General features: G+C 66.7%; 20 protein-coding genes and 1 tRNA gene. 8 read left to right on the forward strand and 13 right to left on the reverse strand.

Going from position 1 to position 17620, the window contains the following annotated elements:
* Nucleotides 1-9: 9 nt before the first annotated feature.
* Genes LFT44_RS13820 through LFT44_RS13835 form a run of 4 tightly spaced genes read right to left on the reverse strand, consistent with a single transcriptional unit; the run spans nt 10 to nt 3534 of the window.
* Complete coding sequence (locus tag LFT44_RS13820) at nt 10-972, reverse strand: ABC transporter substrate-binding protein (protein WP_236799015.1); 963 nt, start codon at nt 970-972, stop codon at nt 10-12.
* Nucleotides 969-1715, reverse strand: coding sequence for an ABC transporter permease (locus LFT44_RS13825; RefSeq protein ID WP_236799016.1), 747 nt, complete (start codon nt 1713-1715; stop codon nt 969-971). The genes LFT44_RS13820 and LFT44_RS13825 overlap by 4 nt, the downstream gene beginning before the upstream one ends.
* A complete protein-coding gene (locus tag LFT44_RS13830; RefSeq protein ID WP_236799017.1) occupies nt 1712-2434 on the reverse strand; it encodes an ABC transporter permease in 723 nt (240 codons plus the stop codon). Before LFT44_RS13830 ends, LFT44_RS13825 begins: the two co-directional genes overlap by 4 nt.
* The gene (locus LFT44_RS13835) at nt 2434-3534 is read right to left on the reverse strand and encodes an ABC transporter ATP-binding protein (protein ID WP_272910801.1); all 1101 of its coding nucleotides are present in this window, start codon (nt 3532-3534) and stop codon (nt 2434-2436) included. The genes LFT44_RS13830 and LFT44_RS13835 overlap by 1 nt, the downstream gene beginning before the upstream one ends.
* 235 nt (nt 3535-3769) lie before the next feature.
* On the opposite strand from LFT44_RS13835, the gene LFT44_RS13840 reads away from it, so the two are divergent.
* Nucleotides 3770-4792, forward strand: coding sequence for a pirin family protein (locus tag LFT44_RS13840; RefSeq protein WP_236799019.1), 1023 nt, complete (start codon nt 3770-3772; stop codon nt 4790-4792).
* A gap of 17 nt (nt 4793-4809) precedes the next feature.
* On the opposite strand, the gene LFT44_RS13845 is transcribed toward LFT44_RS13840, so the two are convergent.
* Together LFT44_RS13845 and LFT44_RS13850 are read right to left on the reverse strand one after the other, a co-directional pair.
* Entirely contained in the window at nt 4810-5790 is a 981-nt protein-coding gene (locus LFT44_RS13845) for an N-acetylglucosamine kinase (RefSeq protein ID WP_442863750.1), read from the reverse strand.
* Nucleotides 5791-5883: 93 nt separating this feature from the next.
* Nucleotides 5884-6858, reverse strand: coding sequence for a LysR family transcriptional regulator (locus LFT44_RS13850; RefSeq protein WP_236799020.1), 975 nt, complete (start codon nt 6856-6858; stop codon nt 5884-5886).
* Between the two features lie 98 nt (nt 6859-6956).
* Between LFT44_RS13850 and LFT44_RS13855 the strand changes: the two genes are divergently transcribed.
* Nucleotides 6957-8195, forward strand: a complete 1239-nt coding sequence (locus tag LFT44_RS13855) for an MFS transporter (RefSeq protein ID WP_236799021.1) — start codon at nt 6957-6959, stop codon at nt 8193-8195.
* 142 nt (nt 8196-8337) lie between these two features.
* A complete protein-coding gene (locus LFT44_RS13860) occupies nt 8338-8841 on the forward strand; it encodes an Lrp/AsnC family transcriptional regulator (protein ID WP_236799022.1) in 504 nt (167 codons plus the stop codon).
* A gap of 31 nt (nt 8842-8872) precedes the next feature.
* Here LFT44_RS13860 and LFT44_RS13865 read toward each other — a convergent pair whose 3' ends face one another.
* Nucleotides 8873-10117 (reverse strand): MFS transporter, encoded by a 1245-nt coding sequence (locus tag LFT44_RS13865; RefSeq protein WP_236799023.1) that lies wholly within the window; start codon nt 10115-10117, stop codon nt 8873-8875.
* 169 nt (nt 10118-10286) lie between these two features.
* On the opposite strand from LFT44_RS13865, the gene LFT44_RS13870 reads away from it, so the two are divergent.
* Together LFT44_RS13870 and corA are read left to right on the forward strand one after the other, a co-directional pair.
* A complete protein-coding gene (locus LFT44_RS13870; protein ID WP_236799024.1) occupies nt 10287-10781 on the forward strand; it encodes an Lrp/AsnC family transcriptional regulator in 495 nt (164 codons plus the stop codon).
* Nucleotides 10782-11777, forward strand: coding sequence for a magnesium/cobalt transporter CorA (gene corA / locus LFT44_RS13875; protein WP_236799025.1), 996 nt, complete (start codon nt 10782-10784; stop codon nt 11775-11777).
* Here corA and LFT44_RS13880 read toward each other — a convergent pair.
* The 6 genes from LFT44_RS13880 to galU all read right to left on the reverse strand — a co-directional run bounded on the left by LFT44_RS13880 (nt 11755) and on the right by galU (nt 15639).
* The gene (locus tag LFT44_RS13880) at nt 11755-12510 is read right to left on the reverse strand and encodes a Pr6Pr family membrane protein (protein ID WP_236799026.1); all 756 of its coding nucleotides are present in this window, start codon (nt 12508-12510) and stop codon (nt 11755-11757) included. The genes corA and LFT44_RS13880 overlap by 23 nt on opposite strands.
* A gap of 100 nt (nt 12511-12610) precedes the next feature.
* Nucleotides 12611-12763 carry a hypothetical protein gene (locus LFT44_RS13885; RefSeq protein WP_236799027.1) on the reverse strand — a complete coding sequence of 51 codons (153 nt, stop codon included), beginning with the start codon at nt 12761-12763 and terminating at the stop codon, nt 12611-12613.
* A gap of 123 nt (nt 12764-12886) precedes the next feature.
* A tRNA-Ala gene (locus LFT44_RS13890) sits at nt 12887-12959 on the reverse strand.
* A 132-nt stretch (nt 12960-13091) separates the two neighbouring features.
* The gene (locus tag LFT44_RS13895) at nt 13092-14003 is read right to left on the reverse strand and encodes a hypothetical protein (protein ID WP_236802903.1); all 912 of its coding nucleotides are present in this window, start codon (nt 14001-14003) and stop codon (nt 13092-13094) included.
* 105 nt (nt 14004-14108) lie between these two features.
* On the reverse strand, nt 14109-14729 hold the full coding sequence (locus LFT44_RS13900) for a GNAT family N-acetyltransferase (RefSeq protein WP_236799028.1): 621 nt from the start codon (nt 14727-14729) through the stop codon (nt 14109-14111).
* Nucleotides 14730-14733: 4 nt separating this feature from the next.
* Complete coding sequence (gene galU, locus LFT44_RS13905) at nt 14734-15639, reverse strand: UTP--glucose-1-phosphate uridylyltransferase GalU (protein ID WP_236799029.1); 906 nt, start codon at nt 15637-15639, stop codon at nt 14734-14736.
* A 103-nt stretch (nt 15640-15742) separates the two neighbouring features.
* On the opposite strand from galU, the gene LFT44_RS13910 reads away from it, so the two are divergent.
* The 3 genes from LFT44_RS13910 (at nt 15743) to LFT44_RS13920 (ending at nt 17585) form a co-directional block, all read left to right on the forward strand.
* On the forward strand, nt 15743-16363 hold the full coding sequence (locus LFT44_RS13910) for a 5-formyltetrahydrofolate cyclo-ligase (protein WP_236799030.1): 621 nt from the start codon (nt 15743-15745) through the stop codon (nt 16361-16363).
* Between the two features lie 111 nt (nt 16364-16474).
* The gene (locus LFT44_RS13915; protein WP_236799031.1) at nt 16475-16741 is read left to right on the forward strand and encodes an FmdB family zinc ribbon protein; all 267 of its coding nucleotides are present in this window, start codon (nt 16475-16477) and stop codon (nt 16739-16741) included.
* A gap of 115 nt (nt 16742-16856) precedes the next feature.
* Entirely contained in the window at nt 16857-17585 is a 729-nt protein-coding gene (locus tag LFT44_RS13920) for an RcpC/CpaB family pilus assembly protein (RefSeq protein ID WP_236799032.1), read from the forward strand.
* Nucleotides 17586-17620 lie beyond the last annotated feature (35 nt).

Raw genomic sequence — 17620 nt, forward strand, 5'->3', positions numbered from 1 at the left:
GCGTGATGCCTACTTGACGATGCCCTTCTCCTTGAGCCAGTTGGTGGCCGCCGTCTTGGCGTCCTGCTTTTGGCTGCCGCTGACCGCACGGTTGAGGTTGATCAGGTCATCGGTGGTGAGCGTGCTGGACACCGAGTTCAGAGCCTGCTTTGCCTTGTCCGTCATCTTCGCCTTGTTGTACAGCGGCAGGACCTGCTGGGCGATGAAGTTGTTCTTGGGATCATCCAGCACCACCAGGTCGTTGTCGGCAATGGAGGGCGTGGTGGTGTAGATGTCAGCCACCTGCACCTGGTCCTCCAGCAGCGCCTTCAGCGTCACCGGGCCGCCGCCGTCGCTGAAGGGCTCCAGCTTCTTGGGGACGCAGTTGTAGTTCTTCTTCAGACCCGGCAGGCCGTAGGCGCGCTCGGCGAACGTGGCGGGTGCCCCCACCACGATCTCGCTGCAGACCTTGGCCAGGTCCTCGATGGACTTCAGCTGGTACTTTTCCGCGGTGGCCTTGGTGACCACCATGGCGTCCTTGTCTTCAGCCTTGGATGCGTCCAGCACGCCGAGCCCCTCCGGCAGCTTGCCGGGCAGTGCCTTGGCGATGTCGCCGGCGGAGACTTCCTTGGCTTCCTTGTCCACGTACAGCAGCAGGTTGCCACTGTAGTCCGGCACCACGTCCACGGAGCCGTCCTGGACTGCCTTGAAGTAGACCTCGCGGGAGCCGATGTTCGGCTTGGTGGTGGCGGTGATCCCGTTGGCGTTCAGCGCGCCTGCGTAGAGTTCGGCGATGATCTGGCTCTCGGGGAAGTCGGCCGAACCCACCACCAGGGAGGTGGCTTGGCCGGAGGCCCCGCTGCTCGATGCCGGCGGGTTTTTCAGGGGATCGGATGAACCGCCGCAGGCGGACAGCACCACGGCCAGGCCAACCCCGGCGGCGAGGCCACCGAATGCCCGCCTTCCGAGGCGCTGGGGACGGCTATCTTTCATGACTTACCTCCTTGTACAACAGTCTCCGCAACAACGGGGTCTGTGAGATCAACCGCAGCCTCCTGGCTGCGATAGGACAGCTTCGAGGGCCCCTGGGTCAGGAACAGCCTCTGGAACAGGGACAGGACGAGGTCGACGGCGATGGCCAGCACCGCGATGAGGAGGGAGCCTCCCAGCATCTGGGGGAAGTCGCTGAGGACCAGGCCGTCAAAGAGATAGCGGCCCAGGCCGCCGAGGTTGATGTAGGCAACCACGGAGACAGTGGCGATCACCTGCAGCACGCCGGTCCGGAATCCGCCGAACATGACGGGGAGCGCATTAGGCAGCTCGGCCCGGAACAGGACCTGCGGTTCCGTCATGCCCATGGCACGGGCGGCGTCCACCACGTTCCGGTCCACACTGGATATTCCGGCATAGGTTCCGGCCAGCAGCGGCGGGACGGTGAGGATCACCAGGGCCCACACCGGGGGCATCAGTCCGATTCCGGCCAGCAGCACGAACAGGATCAGCAGGCCAAGGGTGGGAAGTGCACGGAGGGCCCCAGCCAGCGCCACGACGGCCACCCGGCCCTTTCCGGTGTGGCCGACGAAAAGCCCGACGGGAACGGCGATGGCGGTGGCGATGAGCATGACCAGGCCGGTGTACTGGAGGTGCTCCCCCATTCGGGCAGGGATGCCCATGCTTCCGGACCAGTGCTCCGGGTCGGTGAGCCAGGCGAACGTATCGGCAAAGACGTTGCTCATGCTGCTCCTCCCGCCGTTGACGCAGACCGCTCCGCAGCCACCGGCGCGTCCGCAGGGGCACGCCCAACACCGCGGTCCCGCCGGCCGCCGGCCCGCTCCCACGGGGTGAGGATGCGTTCCAGCAGGACCAGGACAGCATCCATCAGCAGCGCAAGGACCAGGATGGCGATGATGCCCACCACCACCTCGGTGACAAAATCCCGCTGGAGGCCGTCGGTAAAGAGCATCCCCAGGTTGCCGACACCCAGGAGTGCCGCAACACTGACCAGCGAGATGTTGCTGACGGACACTACGCGAAGTCCGGCGAACAGGACCGGCAGGGAGAGCGGCAGGTCGACCTGAAGGAAACGGGCCAGCGGCTTGAAGCCCATTGCCTGCGCGGCCTGGCTGATGTCCGCGTCAACGGAGTCGAAGGCGTCCAGGGCGGCGCGGACCAGCAAGGCCACCGCATAGATGGTCAGCGCCACCACCACGTTGAGGGGATCCAGGATCCGGGTGCCCAGGATGGTCGGCAGGATGATGAACAGAGCCAGCGACGGAATGGTGTACAGGAGCGAGGAGGCCGTGAGCACCACGGAGCGCAGTGCGCTGTTCCGCCGTGCCAACTGCGCCAGCGGAATGGAAATCAGCAGGCCCAGGACCATGGGAACGATGGCCAGCACAAGGTGCTGGCCGCCGCGTTCCAGGATCATGCCGGTGTTGGCAAGGAACCATTCCATCAGAGGGCAGCCTGCCGCACCTGGCGCGCTTCTTCGATGAGCGCCAGCACCTCACCGCCGCGGACCACACCGAGTACCTTGCCGTCGGCGTCGACGGCAACGCCCAGGCCCGACGGCGAGGACAGGGCTGCGTCCAGGGCCCGCCGGAGGCTTTCCCCTGGACGGAACAGCGAACCGCCGGGAACGAGTTCGGTTTCAGTGCCCGGCGCGGACCATCCCAAAGGCTGCATGTCCGGGTCCACCACCAGCTGCCATCCGCCGGCTGCGCTGGAATCGGACTCATATCCCCCTGCAGCGCGGATAATCGTAGGCACCGGGTGGATCACCACGCCGTCGGACGGGCTGAAACCCAGGTGCCGGAAGCCGCGGTCCCGGCCGACGAAGGACGCCACGAAGTTGTTGGCCGGCGCCCGGAGGATTTCCTCAGGGGTGGCGTACTGGGCCAGCTTGCCGCCGGTGGCAAAGACGGCAACCTTGTCGCCCAGGATGGTGGCTTCGTCGATGTCGTGGGTGACGAACACGATGGTCTTGGCCAGGTCCTTTTGCAGACGCAGCAACTCGTGCTGGAGTTCGTCCCGGACAACCGGGTCCACTGCGCTGAACGGCTCGTCCATGAGGAGGATGGGCGGATCTGCAGCGAGGGCGCGCGCTACGCCTACGCGCTGCTGCTGGCCGCCGGACAGCTGCGACGGATACCGCGTGCCCAGGGAGTGCGCCAGGCCCACCACGTCCAGGAGCTCCTCGGCGCGCCTGCGGGCGTCAGCTTTCGAAACCCCATTCAGCCTGGGAACGGTAGCGATGTTGTCCAGCACCGAGCGGTGCGGCAGCAGCCCTGCCGACTGCATGACGTAGCCCATGGAGCGGCGCAGTTCGGCCGCCGGCACGGAGGTGACGTCCCGGCCATCCACGGTGATGGTCCCGGATGTGGGCTCCACCATACGGTTGATCATCCGGAGGGACGTTGTTTTGCCGCAGCCGGAAGGGCCCACGAAGACTGTGACCGTGCCCCTGGCGATGGACATGGACAACCCGTCCACGGCGGGCTGGCCGCCCGGGTACTGCTTGGTAACGCTCTGGAACTCAATCATCGCCTGGTCCATGGTGCGGACTTACCTGTTCTCTTGGACGGGCTGCTTTCAGCACCGCGACACTGCCATCAGCACGCTGATAGTTACGGTAACCCAAACGGGGGCGGCCTTCAGCAGCTAAAGCCCCAATCCCCGCAAAGGAATCCCTACTGTGACCATTCGGTACCCTGTCCTGCACGGATGGGTGTCCGGGATGGGACGCGCACCACTCCTGTTGAGGTGGCATCAGCGCGCCTAGAGTAAAGGCGTGACCAACTTGGAAATTTCACCCCAGGAAGAGCTGTGCCCGCCTGCCGCTGCCGAAGGCACCCCGGGCCCGTGCCTGCAGCTGTGGCCGGAGCGCGAAGTGCCGCTGGGCGGAGTCCGCGCCATGAACGTCAAACGCACGCTGCCCCAGCGCGGACTGCCGACGATCGGTGCCTGGTGCTTCCTGGACAGCTTTGGCCCCGACCGGACCGCCATGTCTGTCCTCCCGCACCCCCACATTGGGCTCCAGACGGTGACCTGGCCCCTGGCGGGGCACATCCGGCACCGGGACAGTGTGGGCAGCGATGTGGTGGTGCGTCCGGGCGAGCTGAACATCATGACTGCGGGGCAGGGCGTGTCGCACTCGGAGTTCGCGGTGCTTCCTTCCGACGGCGGCCAGGAGTTGCCGCTGCAGCGGGGACTTCAGCTGTGGGTTGCCCTTCCCGACGGGGACCGGCACAGGGAACCGGCGTTCGAACAGCACCGCGAGCTGCCGCGCGCCGCCGGCCAGGGTTTTACCGCCACCGTGATGGTGGGAAAGCTTGCCGGAGTGGCGTCCCCGGCAACGATGTACTCGCCAATCGTCGGCGCTGACGTTTCCTGTGAAGGGGAGGCGGTGCTCCCGCTGGAGCCCGCGTTCGAGCACGGCATCCTGGTGCTCGACGGCGGCCTGGCGGTGGACGGGCAGGAACTGCCGGCGGGGCCGCTGGGCTACCTGGGCACCGGCCGCAGCGAGCTGCGGATGCAGGCGCGTCCTGGCACGCGCTTCCTGTTGATCGGCGGTGAGCCGTTCGGTGAGGAACTGCTGATGTGGTGGAACTTTGTGGGCCGCACCCACGACGAAGTGGAACAGGCCCGGGATGACTGGGAAGCGCAGGCGGGGCTGCCGGACACCGAAACGGCCGCCGCCCGCTACGGCCTGGTGCCCGGGCACGGTCCGGACGCCGGGGCGGAGGCAGGACGCATCCCGGCTCCCCCGCTTCCCGGCGTTCGGCTGACACCCCGCAAACGGTCCGTCAGCTAGGAGTCCTGCCTAAAGGGTCAGGCGGGCTCTGCCAGGAGCTGCAGGACACCAAACACCGGTTCCTGGTCCAGGACCCGCACATCCATGATTCCGGCTGCGGCAAGGTTCCGGCGGAATGACTCCTGCAGGGGAGCAACATTCATCCCCAGCCCGCCCCCCAGGATCACCGGCCCGTCGATTTTCAGCTGGCCCAGCACCTGTTCCGCCAGGGCAGCAAGGTCCTGCCCGGCCCGGGCCAGCAGGGCTGCACTGTCCTGGTGCCCGGCAGCTGCCGCCTCCACCACGTGCCGGGCCTGCTGCGCCCAGAAGCGGCGCCCGGTGTCCGGGGAGTGGAACAGCGCAATCAGCTTGTTGGGGTGGTCCAGCCCGCAGGACCGCAGAAGGGCTGCGGTGAGCTGGTCGATGGGCAGGCCCTGGTTCATCCTGCGGAGGCTGTGCCGCACCGCTTCGCGGCCCAGCCAATAGCCGCTGCCTTCATCCCCCAGCAGGTAACCCCAGCCGCCGGCCCGGGCCTCGCCGCCGTCGGCATTGCGTCCCCAGGCCGCTGAGCCCGTCCCTGCGATGACGGCCACCCCGGTGCCGGCACGGCCTGCCGCCAGCAGCAAACGCGAGTCGTGGACAACGGTGACGCGTGCTTGCGGGGCCAGCGGCTGGATCAGGGCAGCCAGGGCTGCAGCGTCCTCGTCGGTATCGATTCCGCCCGAGCCCGCATACACCCGGTCCACACGTCCTCCGCCGATCCGGGCGAACAGCTCCGCCAGGTTGCGGGCCGCCTGTCCACGGGTGACGTTCTGGACGTTGGAGCTGCCTGCCGAGTCGTCCGCGACAGGCCGACCGTCCTCAAAGCGGACCCCGTGGGTTTTGGTGCCCCCGATGTCCAGCCCGATCGTGATGCCGTGAAGCGGGTTTACAGGAAGCGGGTTGCCCGGCTGCGGGTCGCTTGGCGCTTCCGCGGCCGGCTCGACGGGATGGGCGAAAGGGTTCTGGGTGTTCGTCACGTCACAAGGGTACTTGCGGGGAGGGCGTGCCGTGCGGCACCCGGCCGCGCCTGGCCCTGGCCGGCGCGCTCCGCCGTCGGCCGTCTTACTTGCTCAGCGGCCCGCCCTGGTGACCAGCCCAGCCAACAGGCCCGGACCTTGGGAGACCACCAGTTCGCGGAAGAGCCTGGCCGGAACAGGTTCGCTTTCGGGCTTCCGGCGCCGCCAGCTCACGCCGACCTCCCTGAAGGCGAGCGGGGAATCCAGTGGCACTTCCACCCACCCCAGGTCGCCCGTTTCGGGGCGCAGTGTGCGGCCCGGCGCCTCACCGCCCGGCGGGAGGATGCTGACGCCGAGGCCTGCCGCGACCAGTCCGCGGACCGTGTGGGAATCCTGGCTTTCAAAGGCGATCCGCGGGCGGTACCCGGCCTCGCGGAACAGTGCATCGGTGAGGGACCGCAGCCCGTACCCGGGCCCCAGGGCAACGAACGGCTCGGCCCGGATATCGGCCACGGCCGCCATCCGCTTCCGCGCCAGCGGGTGGCCATGATGCACCACCAGCCGGAGCGGCTCACGGTACAGCGGCGCCGAATCAAGGTTCTTCCCGGGTGGGGCCACGGGCGCGGTGAGGGCAAGGTCGGCTTCGCCGGAAGCAAGCTCCTCCAAACAGCTGTTCCGGGCGCCCTGGCTAAGCCGGAAGGCGGTTCCGGGGTGTCGGGTACGGAAGGCGCTGATCAGCAGGGGCAGGGTGGCTTCGCCGAATGTGTGCTGGAAGGACACAGACACAGTGCCCCTGACCACCTGGGACTCGTTCCGGACCAGGTCCAGCCCGGCCTGGAACTCCGCCAGCGCGTGCTCGATGTAAGGCAGAAGCGTGCGGGCAGCGGGAGTCAGGCGGACCCCGCGCCCGTCCCGGACCAGGAGTTCGGTGCCGACGGCGGCGCTGGCCCGGGCCAGTGCCCTGCTCACCGTTGACTGGGGTACTCCAAGCAACTCGGCTGTCTCCGTCACATGCTCGGTGCGGCCCAGCTCGGCCAGTACCGGCAGGAGCGGCAGCAAATGCGCCAACTGTTTCCGGTCCGGTTCCATTGCTGCCTTACCTGTGCCTCGAATGACCCACTATTGATATCAGTTTGACAGGAAAGATGCATTGGAAGCATCCATTTCGGGAGGACTACGCTGGCTGGATGCGACAGAAGGCACCAGCCGGCACCGGCCCCTCACCCGTCTGGAGTGGGCATCCCAAGGGATCGCGTGACTACGGCCGCGTCCTCGCCGGACTGGCGTGCGCCGGTGTGGCCACTTTCGCGCAGCTTTACGCCACGCAGGCGGTCCTGCCGCTCATGGCGGCCGACTTGGACATCACTGCTGCCGAGGCCGCCCTCACCATCTCCCTGTCCACCATGGGGCTGGCCGCCACGGTGATCCCCTGGTCCTTCCTGGCAGACCGCATTGGCCGGGTGAAGGCCATGATGTGGGGCATCACGGCGGCCACCGTCCTGGGCCTGCTGGTGCCGTTGTCCGCGAACTTCACCATGCTGCTTGTGCTGCGGCTACTGGAAGGGATGGCCCTGGGCGGCATTCCCGCCATCGCCATTGCCTACCTCAACGAAGAGGTCAGCAAAGCCCATGCCGCATTGGCTGCAGGAAGCTATGTTGCCGGCACCACCCTTGGCGGCCTGTCCGGCCGGCTCGTGGCGGGGCCGGTTGGTGAACTCTGGGGCTGGCGCTCGGCGGCCTTGGCCGTGTCCCTGCTGGCGACCGTTGCCGCCGTCGTATTCCTTGTCCTGGTGCCCCGGGCCCGGGGATTCGTTCCGGCCCAGGCCGCCGGCCTCCGGAACGCCATTCAGACGCTCGCCGCCCATCTTCGGAATGTCCGGCTGCTGGCCATTTACGCCCAGGCCTTCCTGATGATGGGCGGGTTCGTGGCCGTCTACAACTATCTGGGTTTCCGGCTGTCCGCTGCGCCGTTCGGGCTCCCGGCCACCGTGATCAGCCTGATCTTCCTGGCCTACCTGTCCGGCACTGTTTCCTCCCGCTGGGCTGCGGGCCTGACCACAAGGTATGGCCGTCGGACCGTCCTGCTCGCGGGACTTGCGCTTGCAGTGGCCGGCCTCGCCCTGACCCTCACCCCGTCCCTGGTGCTGATCCTGTCCGGGCTGGTGGTGTTCACCGGGGGCTTCTTCGCCGCCCACAGCATCGGGTCCGGGTGGACCGGCGCCATCGCCAGTACCGGCCGGGCCCAGGCGGCCTCGCTGTACAACCTGGCCTACTACCTGGGCTCCAGCCTCCTTGGATGGGCGGGCGGCCTCGTCTTCCAGGCGTGGGGCTGGGGCGCCCTGGCGGGAGCCGTCATGGCGCTGGCCTGCGTCACTGCCGCAACTGTCGCCGTCGTCCATCCCCGGGCCGAAACAGCCCCTTCCTAAGGTCCGCCGCGCCGTCCGTGAATTAAGCGGCTTCCCCAGCTCTAAAAGGGCCTTGGATATTCGGCAGGGCACGCCCGCGCTGAGCGGATGGCGACGATTCTGCGGTCTAGGATGAACGAAAGATCGCGTGGAAGGAACCGCAGTGAGTACGAATCCCAGGAACCCCAGGCCCGGGCCACATCTTGAACCGCTCGACGCCATCGACGAACGGCTCCTGGAAGCCCTCGTCTCTGACGCGAGGATTTCCAACAAACAGCTCGCCGAACTGGTGGGGATCGCTCCATCCACGGCCCTGATGCGCACCCGGGCGCTGTCTGAACGGGGCATCGTGCAGGGCTATGAGGCGAAGCTGAACCTGTCGGCCATCGGCAGGTCTGTGCAGGCGCTGGTGGCCGTGCGGCTCCGCGCCCACGACCGGGACCAAATCGACCGCTTCACCGCACGCGTGCCGCACCTGCCGGCCGTGCTCTCTACCTTCCACACCTCAGGTTCGGTGGACTACCTGCTGCACATCGCCGTCGGAAGCACCGAAGACCTGCGGGACTGGGTCCTGGACAACCTCGCCACCGATCCTGTGGTGGGGCACACCGAGACCACCCTGGTCTTCGAACACATCCAGGGCAACCACGGGCCATTACCCGACTAGCCCAGCCCTGCTCATTTGGGGAGGCGGGGTGTCACTTTCGCCGCCGGACGGCCATGGCTGCGAGCGTCCAGGCTGACAGGCCAAGGGCCGCGACGCCGCACAGCAGGACGAAGCCCTGGACGGCCGGCGCCATCCCGAACGCCGCGCTGGCCCAGCCAAGGCCCAGGACCGGCACCGCACTCCCCAAATAGGTGATGACGTAGACGGTGCTGATGATCTGGGCATGGCGGGCGGGCTCCACCCTGTCCGCAACGTCGTTGAAGACAATCCGGAACGACAGGCCCTGCCCCAGCCCGGCAGTCACGGCGGCCCCCACCAGCAGCAGGGGGCTGTGCCAGGCGCCGGCGGCCCCCAGCAGGATGACGGAGACGCCAAGGACTGCGAGCCCGGCCGGAACGGTCAGGCGGCCCCGGACGGTCACCAGCTGGCTCAGTGCTGACGCGCCCAGTGGCAGGCCGGCCAACACACCGATCAACGGCCGGGAGTCAGTGCCAAGGACCTGGGCAAAGTAACCCGGTGCCAGGGACAGCGAGAAGCCAAAGACTGCGAAGCTCAGGAAGCCGACGGCGGACGCCAGCCAGAATGCGCCCCTCGCCTGGCGGGAAACGGAAGGCCGGCGCGGAGCCAGGGCATGCAGCGGCCGGGACACTGCCGGCACCATGATGGCCGGGCGGGCACGGACCAGGTACAGCGGGACCAGGAGACCGGCAAGCAGCAGAGAGTGGACGACGTACGGGGCCGTGGTGGGGCCGGGGAGCAGCGACAGCAGCCCGCCGATGACGGGGCCGGCGGCCACTCCCCCGGATGAGGCCAGCAACGTAAAGCGCGATGCCCACTCCGGACGGGACGGGAGCAGTTCACGGAGGGCAGCGGCGCTTGCCCCGGTGGCCAGCGCGACAGCCATTCCCTGTAGTGCCCGGCCCGCGCACAAGGCGGCCAGTGTTCCCGCTTCCGCGAAGGTCCAGCCGCCCACCAGCCCGGTCAGGACGGCCACCAGGAGCGCAGCACGCCGGCCGATATGGTCCGACCAGTGCCCCGCGAGCAGCAGCGTTCCCACCAACGCCAGGACGTAGCTGGCAAAAGCGGCGGTCACATCAAGGCTGGACAGGCCCAAGTCGGCCTGCAGCAGCGGGTACAGCGGCGTGGCCAGGTTGGCGCCCACCAGGAGGAGGAAGATGGCCGCACCGGAAATTACCAGCCGCGCGGTGGTGGAGGCATTCCACCCGCTGGGCATGGCCGTTACCGGGCGCATCCGCAGTTCGCTGAAGACCGTCATTTTGCCGCCTTAGGGATCGCCACGGCAGGTAGTCCTTGTGGGAGCCCGGCGCGGATACAACATTGATGGTTCAAGAGTGCGTCACTGCTGCCCTATCCATCCATTGCTGCGAGGATAATTGAGCAGAATAATCAATTTACGAAGCGCAGCGTGATGGAGAGTGACGATCTTGAATAAGTTGGATCCCACGGACCTGAAGATCCTCCTGGCCCTCATCAGGGATCCCCGGATCCAGATCGGCGAGCTTAGCGAGTCCCTGGGCATCGCCCGCAACACGGCCCAGTCCCGCGTGAGGCGCCTGCTGCGGGCCGGGGTGCTGCGCCCGGGCGGCCGCGAAGTGGACCTGGAGGCGGTGGGCTATGACGTGGTGGCGTTCGTGACCATCGAGGTCTCCCACCGTGAGCTCGACGGCGTTGTGGCGGCGCTGCGGCTCATCCCACAGGTCCTGGAAGTCCACGAGATCTCCGGACGCGGGGACGTATGGTGCCGGGTGGTGGCCACCGACACGCACAACCTCCAGTCGTCCCTCCGGCAGGTCCTGAGGATCAAGGGCGTGATCCGGACGGAGACGGTGCTGGCCCTGCACACCCACATCCCCTACCGCACCGAACCCCTTATCAGCGGCCTCAGCAGCGCGACAGCCCCGGCGGCTAGGATTTCCTGAATGACCATCATCGATAACGCCGTCTACGTCAACGGCGTCCGCCACGCAGAGCCTGAAAACCTGGAACAGACCTTTGAGACCCTGGCCCGGCACGGCGGCATGGCCTGGATCGGGCTCTACCGGCCCACCGCTGAGGAAATGGCTGCTGTGGCCGCCGAGTTCGGGCTCCACGCCCTCGCGGTGGAGGACGCTGTTTCGGCCCACCAGCGGCCCAAGCTGGAGCGTTACGATGACAACCTTTTCACGGTACTCCGACCGGCGCGGTACCTGGATGAGGACGAGACGGTGGAGTTCGGTGAACTCCACGTCTTCACGGGCAAGAACTTCGTGGTGACCGTACGGCACGCCGAAACAGCGGGTGTGGCTACCGTTCGGCGGCGGCTGGAGGAAAGGCCTGATCTCCTCCAGTACGGACCCGAAGCGGTGCTGTATGCCCTGCTGGACCGCGTGGTGGACGACTACGCGCCCGTGGTGGCCGGTCTGGAGAACGACATTGACGAGATCGAGGACCAGCTGTTCAGCGGCGACTCTTCCGTGTCCCGCCGCATCTATGAACTGGCACGTGAAGTCATCCAATTCCAGCGCGCCATCCACCCCCTGCCGGAGATGCTGGACCAGCTCAAAAGGGGCTTCGAAAAGTACCAGGTTGAAGGCGACCTGCGGCACCGCCTGCGCGATGTGGAAGACCATGTCGAGCGGGTGATTTCCCGGGCGGATTCCTTCCGGGACCTGCTGCAAAATGCCCTGACCCTGGACGGAACCCTCACGGCGAACCGGCAGAACGAGGCCAGCGCCGAGCAAAACGAGCAGGTGAAGAAGATTTCCTCTTGGGCTGCCATCCTGTTCGCGCCTTCCTTCGTCGCCGGCATCTACGGGATGAACTTCGACACCATGCCCGAGCTCCACTGGACCTTCGGCTATCCCTACGCCCTGGTCCTCATGGTTGCCGCCGGGGCGCTCATGTACGGGATCTTCAAAAAGAAGGGCTGGATTTAGGAACCCTGGCCCGGACGGCCTTCCCGGCTGCCAGCGCCGCCCGCGCGTTGCCCGCGGCGTGCACCAGGACCGAAACCGCCAGGAACGCGGCCAGGACCTGGCCGGTGGTTGCCAGCACCCTGGGCCAGCCGCCGTCGATGGTGGGGTCAAGGAAGTCGTAGACATACCACCCGTCCAGCCCGCCCCGGATCCACGAGAAGGCCAGGAACACTACGGGGTAGCCCAGCCACGCAGCCGGCCGCCACCAGGGGCCGCGGACCGTGCGGGTTACCAAGACCCAGTCAAGGGCTGCCACCAACGGGGCCAGGCGGTGGTGGACAAGCTGCGGCCAGTACAGGTCCCAGGTCCACCAGGGCTCCCCCGGCGGAGCCACGAGCACCACGTAGATGATCCCGGTCATGACCAGGTACAGGACCAGTCCGCCGAAGAAGTGGTCCCACCAGTACGGCAGCGAGCCGCGCCGCCGTACTCCCGAAATGATCAGGACAAGACCAAAAGCGAGGTTCCCCTGCACGGTGAATTCCGAATACAGCTGGGCGATGTCCACATCGTTGCCGGGCAGGGTGGCATCCACTGTCTTCTGGACCACTGCGGCGAGGATGGCCAGCCCTGTGAGGACCCGAAGGACACGGATCCACGGGCGGTCCGGGTGCAGGGCGTGGTTGGCGGCAAGGTTGCGCCGGACCGGAGGAATCAATGGCGTCAGGCCGTCCGGCTTCGCTGCAAGGCTCATGGAGCCAGCGTGGCGCCGCCGGTACGAAAAGACCAGGGTCCTTGGGCGGTTGGTACCAGCCGCCTACCTGGCCGCACAGCAGCCCGGCAGGGGATGATGATCAGGCGTTGGCCCTGCGTTTCAGCCAACCCCAGACGCCGGTGGCGACGAAGAGGACCAGGCCGATGATGGCGAGCCAGAGAAGGCCCTTCACGACGAAGCCAAGGATGGACAGGATGAGCCAGAGGACCAGAAGGCCGATGATGATTCCCATGGGCTTACTCTAGGCCTGTGCTGCAGGAAGCGCGCGCGCATTGCCCGGCGTTTCGCGGACAGGCTTCGCAGCATGGGGCAAGTGGCAACGAAAGAGCCCGCTGTTTCCAGCGGGCTCTTTTAGTGGAGCTAAGGAGATTCGAACTCCTGACCTCTTCGATGCGAACGAAGCGCTCTACCAACTGAGCTATAGCCCCGGAACCAGCTGCCTCCTGCAAGATATCCCAGGCTGGTGCGGAACCGGTGTCCCTAGGCTACAAATTTTCCATCCTCAACGCCAATCGACGCACTGGGCATCTGCCGGTAATGCGAAGCTCCCCCGCGTGGCCCTAGGCGCGGCGGCGCTGGAGGACGTCGTCAAGGTTACTCAGGGCGCTCTGTGCCTTGGACAACTGCTGGGCGCTCAACTGTTCCGTTTCGCCGCCCTCTGCTGCCGTTGCCTCCGCAGCCCCCTTCTTCAAGGACGGTTTTCCGACTGCTTTGGGCGCTTCCGGAAGCTCCAGCGGCTCCGGCTCAGGGCGCTCAGCCTTGGCCGCCTCCACGTAAACAGGCTTGGGAACCTCCACGGGCTCCCAGGGCGTGCCCACGGGAATGGGGGACGGAGCTGCGGCGCTGGTGTCACCGGCAGCCACTGCGACGGCGAGGGCAGCTTCACGCAACTCCACGGCCGTCAGCGGCTTCACCTTCGCCTGGCCCGCCTCCGCATCGAAGAGCGTGCTTTCCGGCAGCACGGGAGCAACCTCGGGCTTGGCAGGAATAACGACGGCGTCTTCCGGGCGGCGTGCCGGGGCACTCATGGCAGAGCGAAAGGCGGCGTTCACCTTCGCCTTGCGGTCACGGACAGCGAGCCAGCGCAGCAGTGCCACCGACGCGACGGTCACCAGGGTGCAGGTGAAGGGAAGAGCAGGCGATCCGATGCCGAACGGAAGCAGCACACCCGAGATGAAGGCGGTGACCAGGGACAGCAGTCCCACAAGGGCCAGGGCAGTGCGGCCGTAGCGGACGCGGAACCTGGGCGGGGGTGGGGTGCTTGCAGCGCCTGCGGCACTCTTCCTGGGTTCCATGGCTTTCTCCTGCTGGGCGGCGACGTTCAGGACCAGGCCGGGATGCGGGTCCGGCCTTTCATCGGCGGGGGCGTCTGCCAGGAAGTCGCCGGCGGGCTGGAACTGGTGCCTGCGGTTCCGGAGAACGTAAGGGGCAACCCATACAATCCAGAGCGCGACGGCAACCACAAGGATCACTGAGCTGCTAAGGGGGAAGTCCACACTCAAAACCGTATGAGCATCATGCCTGCTCAGGCCGCATTACCAAGGGTGTGTCGTGCCCCTGAGGGCAAACCATTGGATTTATGACCGGCGCGATGCCAGCCAAGGGCTCAACAGGCCCTCCGGGACTTCTTCCGCGGTGAGGGCGAACGAGCGGTGGTCGGCCCACTTGCCATTGATGTGCAGAAAACGTGGCCGGTACCCTTCGTCCCGGAAGCCCAGTTTCTCCACCACCCGCAGGCTTGGTCCGTTCTCGGGCCGGATGTTGATTTCCATGCGGTGAAGGCCAAGCACCTGGAAGCAGTGGTCGGTTACCAGCGCCACGGAGGTGGGCGCTATCCCCCGTCCTGCCCTGCCCTGGTCCACCCAGTATCCCAAAGTGGCCATCATGGCCGAACCCCAGACGATGGAAGATACTGTCAGCTGCCCCACGATGGCGGGTTTCCGAAGGCCCGGCTGCCACTCGGTGATGAGGAAAGGCAGAGCAGTGGCCTGGGCAGCCTGCATATTGAGCGAGCGGACCATGTGCCGGTAGTCAGGGAGGCCGCCCGCCGGGTCCGGGTTGGATGCCTCCCACGGCGCCAGCCATTCACTGTTGCGCGACCGTACCTCGGTCCACTCTTTCTTGTCGCGGTACCGGATGGGCCGCAGGACCAGGTCGCCCGACTCGAGGGTGACTGGCCAAATAGGACCTGTGTGCATTGGGTTACCGGGAAAGGTCGGCGGCGAAGCCGGGCAGCCATTCCCGCAGGCCCGGGCCCAGGTCTTCGCTGTCGACGGCCAACTGGACGCAGGCCTTGAGGTAGCTCAGCTTGTCTCCGGTGTCGTAGCGGCGGCCGCGGAACACCACTCCGTAGACACCATGCCCCTGGGCATCACCGGTGGCAAGCTCCTGGAGGGCGTCCGTCAGCTGGATTTCTCCACCCCTCCCCGGCTCGGTGTGCTCGAGGACTTCGAACACGGCCGGGTGCAGGACATAGCGCCCGATCAGCGCAAGGTTCGACGGAGCTTCCTCGGGCGTGGGCTTCTCCACCAGCCGGTTGACGCGGACGTAGTCTTCTCCGTCAATCTCCTGGATGTCGGCGCAGCCGTAAGCACTGATCTGCGAGGGCTCCACCTCGATGAGCGCGACGACGGACCCGCCCGTTTTCGCCTGCACGTCGATCATGGTGCTGAGCAGTTCGTCGCGGGCATCAATCAGGTCATCCCCCAGCAGGACGGCGAAGGCTTCGTTGCCCACGTGCTGCTTTGCCCGGAGCACCGCATGCCCCAGTCCGTGGGGGTCGCCCTGCCGGACGTAGTGGATGTCGCCCAATTGGCTGGCCGCCTGGATGGACGCAAGCTTTTCCGTGTCGCCCTTGTCCTCCAGCGTCGATTCGAGGGAGGGCACCCGGTCGAAGTGGTCTTCCAGGGCGCGCTTGTTGCGGCCGGTAATCATCAGCACGTCGTTGAGGCCCACGTGCACGGCTTCCTCCACCACATACTGGATGGCAGGCTTATCTACGACGGGAAGCATTTCCTTGGGCATCGCCTTCGTGGCGGGCAGGAACCTGGTGCCCAGGCCCGCGGCGGGAATGACGGCTTTGCGGACTCTGGGGTTACTGGTGCTCACCGGACTAATCTAACGTCAGCGTCAAGCATTTCAGTAACCACCGGCGCGGCAGGCTGGCATCCGGCCAGAAGCCGCTGAGTGCCGGCAACGCAGGAAGGACACCATGCTGCAGGAAACGAACGCGGTCAAGGACGATATCCGGGCCGCCCACCGACGCCGGCGCGCGGGGCTAACCCCGGCGCAACTGGAAGCGGCAGGCAACGCCTTGGCTGTGCACGGCGAAGCCTGGGCCGGGACGGTTACCGGCGGCCAGCCCGGCATAGCGTGCGTGTACCTCGGCGTGGGACAAGAACCGCCCACCCTGCCGCTCGTGAATGCTTTGCACAGCAGCGGACACAGAGTGCTGCTTCCGGTGTGTGAACCCGGCAGGGAGTTGAGCTGGGTGTTCTGGACGCCGGAAACCAGCTTTGAACGCAGCAAATTTGCACCCATCCTTGAGCCCGCCGGACCCCGGCACGGGCCGGAGACAGCAGGCGCAGCGGCAGTGCTTTTCATTCCGGCCACCGCGGTGGATCGTGCCGGTAACAGGATCGGCCAGGGCGGCGGGTACTACGACAAGTTCCTGGGACACCTTGCGACAGCCGGGAAGGAAATTCCCCTGGCCGCTGTTATCTACGACGATGAATTGCTGCCTGCGGGGCGGATTCCTGCAGAGGAGTTCGACCGGCCGGTCCCGGCGGTCCTTGCGCCGTCCGGGTACCAGCCGCTCACGGGCGGCGCCTAACCCCGGCCCGTCCAGGGGCAGTGATAGAATTAGCACTCAGGCCCTGCGACTGCTAATGGTTTACCAAGTGGCAGCACGGGACCTCTCGTTTGCCCAAGAGGAGGAGCACCAGTGCCAACATATGCTTACGCCTGCAAGGATTGCGGCCACGCCTTCGACATTGTCCAGTCGTTTTCGGACAGCAGCCTGACGTCCTGCCCCGAATGCCAGGGCACGTTGCGGAAGAAGTTCAACAGCGTGGGTGTCGTCTTCAAGGGCTCCGGTTTCTACCGCACCGACTCGCGCGATTCCAAGGGCAGCTCCGTCTCCCCCGCGCCTGCCGCGGCTCCGGCTGCGCCCGCTGCCGCCCCCGCCGCTTCGGCTCCGGCAGCCAGCTAGACAGGCATAAGCCTTAAGTTCGACGGCGGTCGGCGCATTCCAGCGCCGGCCGCCTTTGTCCACATAGCGTTCGTTCTGGCTGCCCAGGTGCGGTTGCCGCAACTAGCGTGGGCGCATGCCCAGACTTCCCCGCCGTCGCCGCGACCACTACCGGCGTCCCGCCAGCCCCCGAAACATCGCACGCCGCGGCAAAGAGCGTTCACCGGGGGCGCGGTTTGCCAGCTGGGTGAACCGCAACCGCAGGCTCGCTGCGGCGTTGTTGTTATGCGCAGCTGCAGCCCTTGCGGTCCAGCAGCTCACTCCTGCCCCGCTCTCCACTGTTAGGGCGCTGGCCGCCGCCCGGGATCTTCCCGCCGGAAGCGCCGTCACCACAGCAGATTTGGCTCACGTCCAGGTGCCGCCGGGAATGGTGGCGGACGGCTTCCTGCAGGATGACGCCGCCGCAACGGGCAAGCAGCTGGCCGCGCCCATGCGCAAGGGCCAGCTCCTCACGGACGCCCAACTGCTGGGTCCCGGACTGCTGGCTGGCACTCCGCCCGGTTCAGCGGCTGTTCCCCTGCGCATGGCGGACCCTTCGTCCACACAGCTGGTCTCCCCCGGCCAACTGGTCAATGTGGTGCTGACGCCAGCCACCGGGTTTGACCAGCAGGGTCCCTCCCAGGTCCTGGCATCTGCCGTACCCGTCCTGTGGACGTCGAACAACGGCGGCCAGGGCGGGCAATGGCTGGGCACCACGGAGACGGATGGACTAATCGTGGTGGCGGCCAACGCAGAACAATCGTCCCGTCTGGCCGGAGCCTCAACCCAGGGCCGGCTGTTCTTCGTCCTTGTCGGGCCGCCGTGACATCAGCCATGCAAGGCCGAAGCCGGGCGCTCCAT

This window comes from Arthrobacter sp. FW306-05-C (genome assembly GCF_021801725.1).
Lineage (GTDB): Bacteria > Actinomycetota > Actinomycetes > Actinomycetales > Micrococcaceae > Arthrobacter.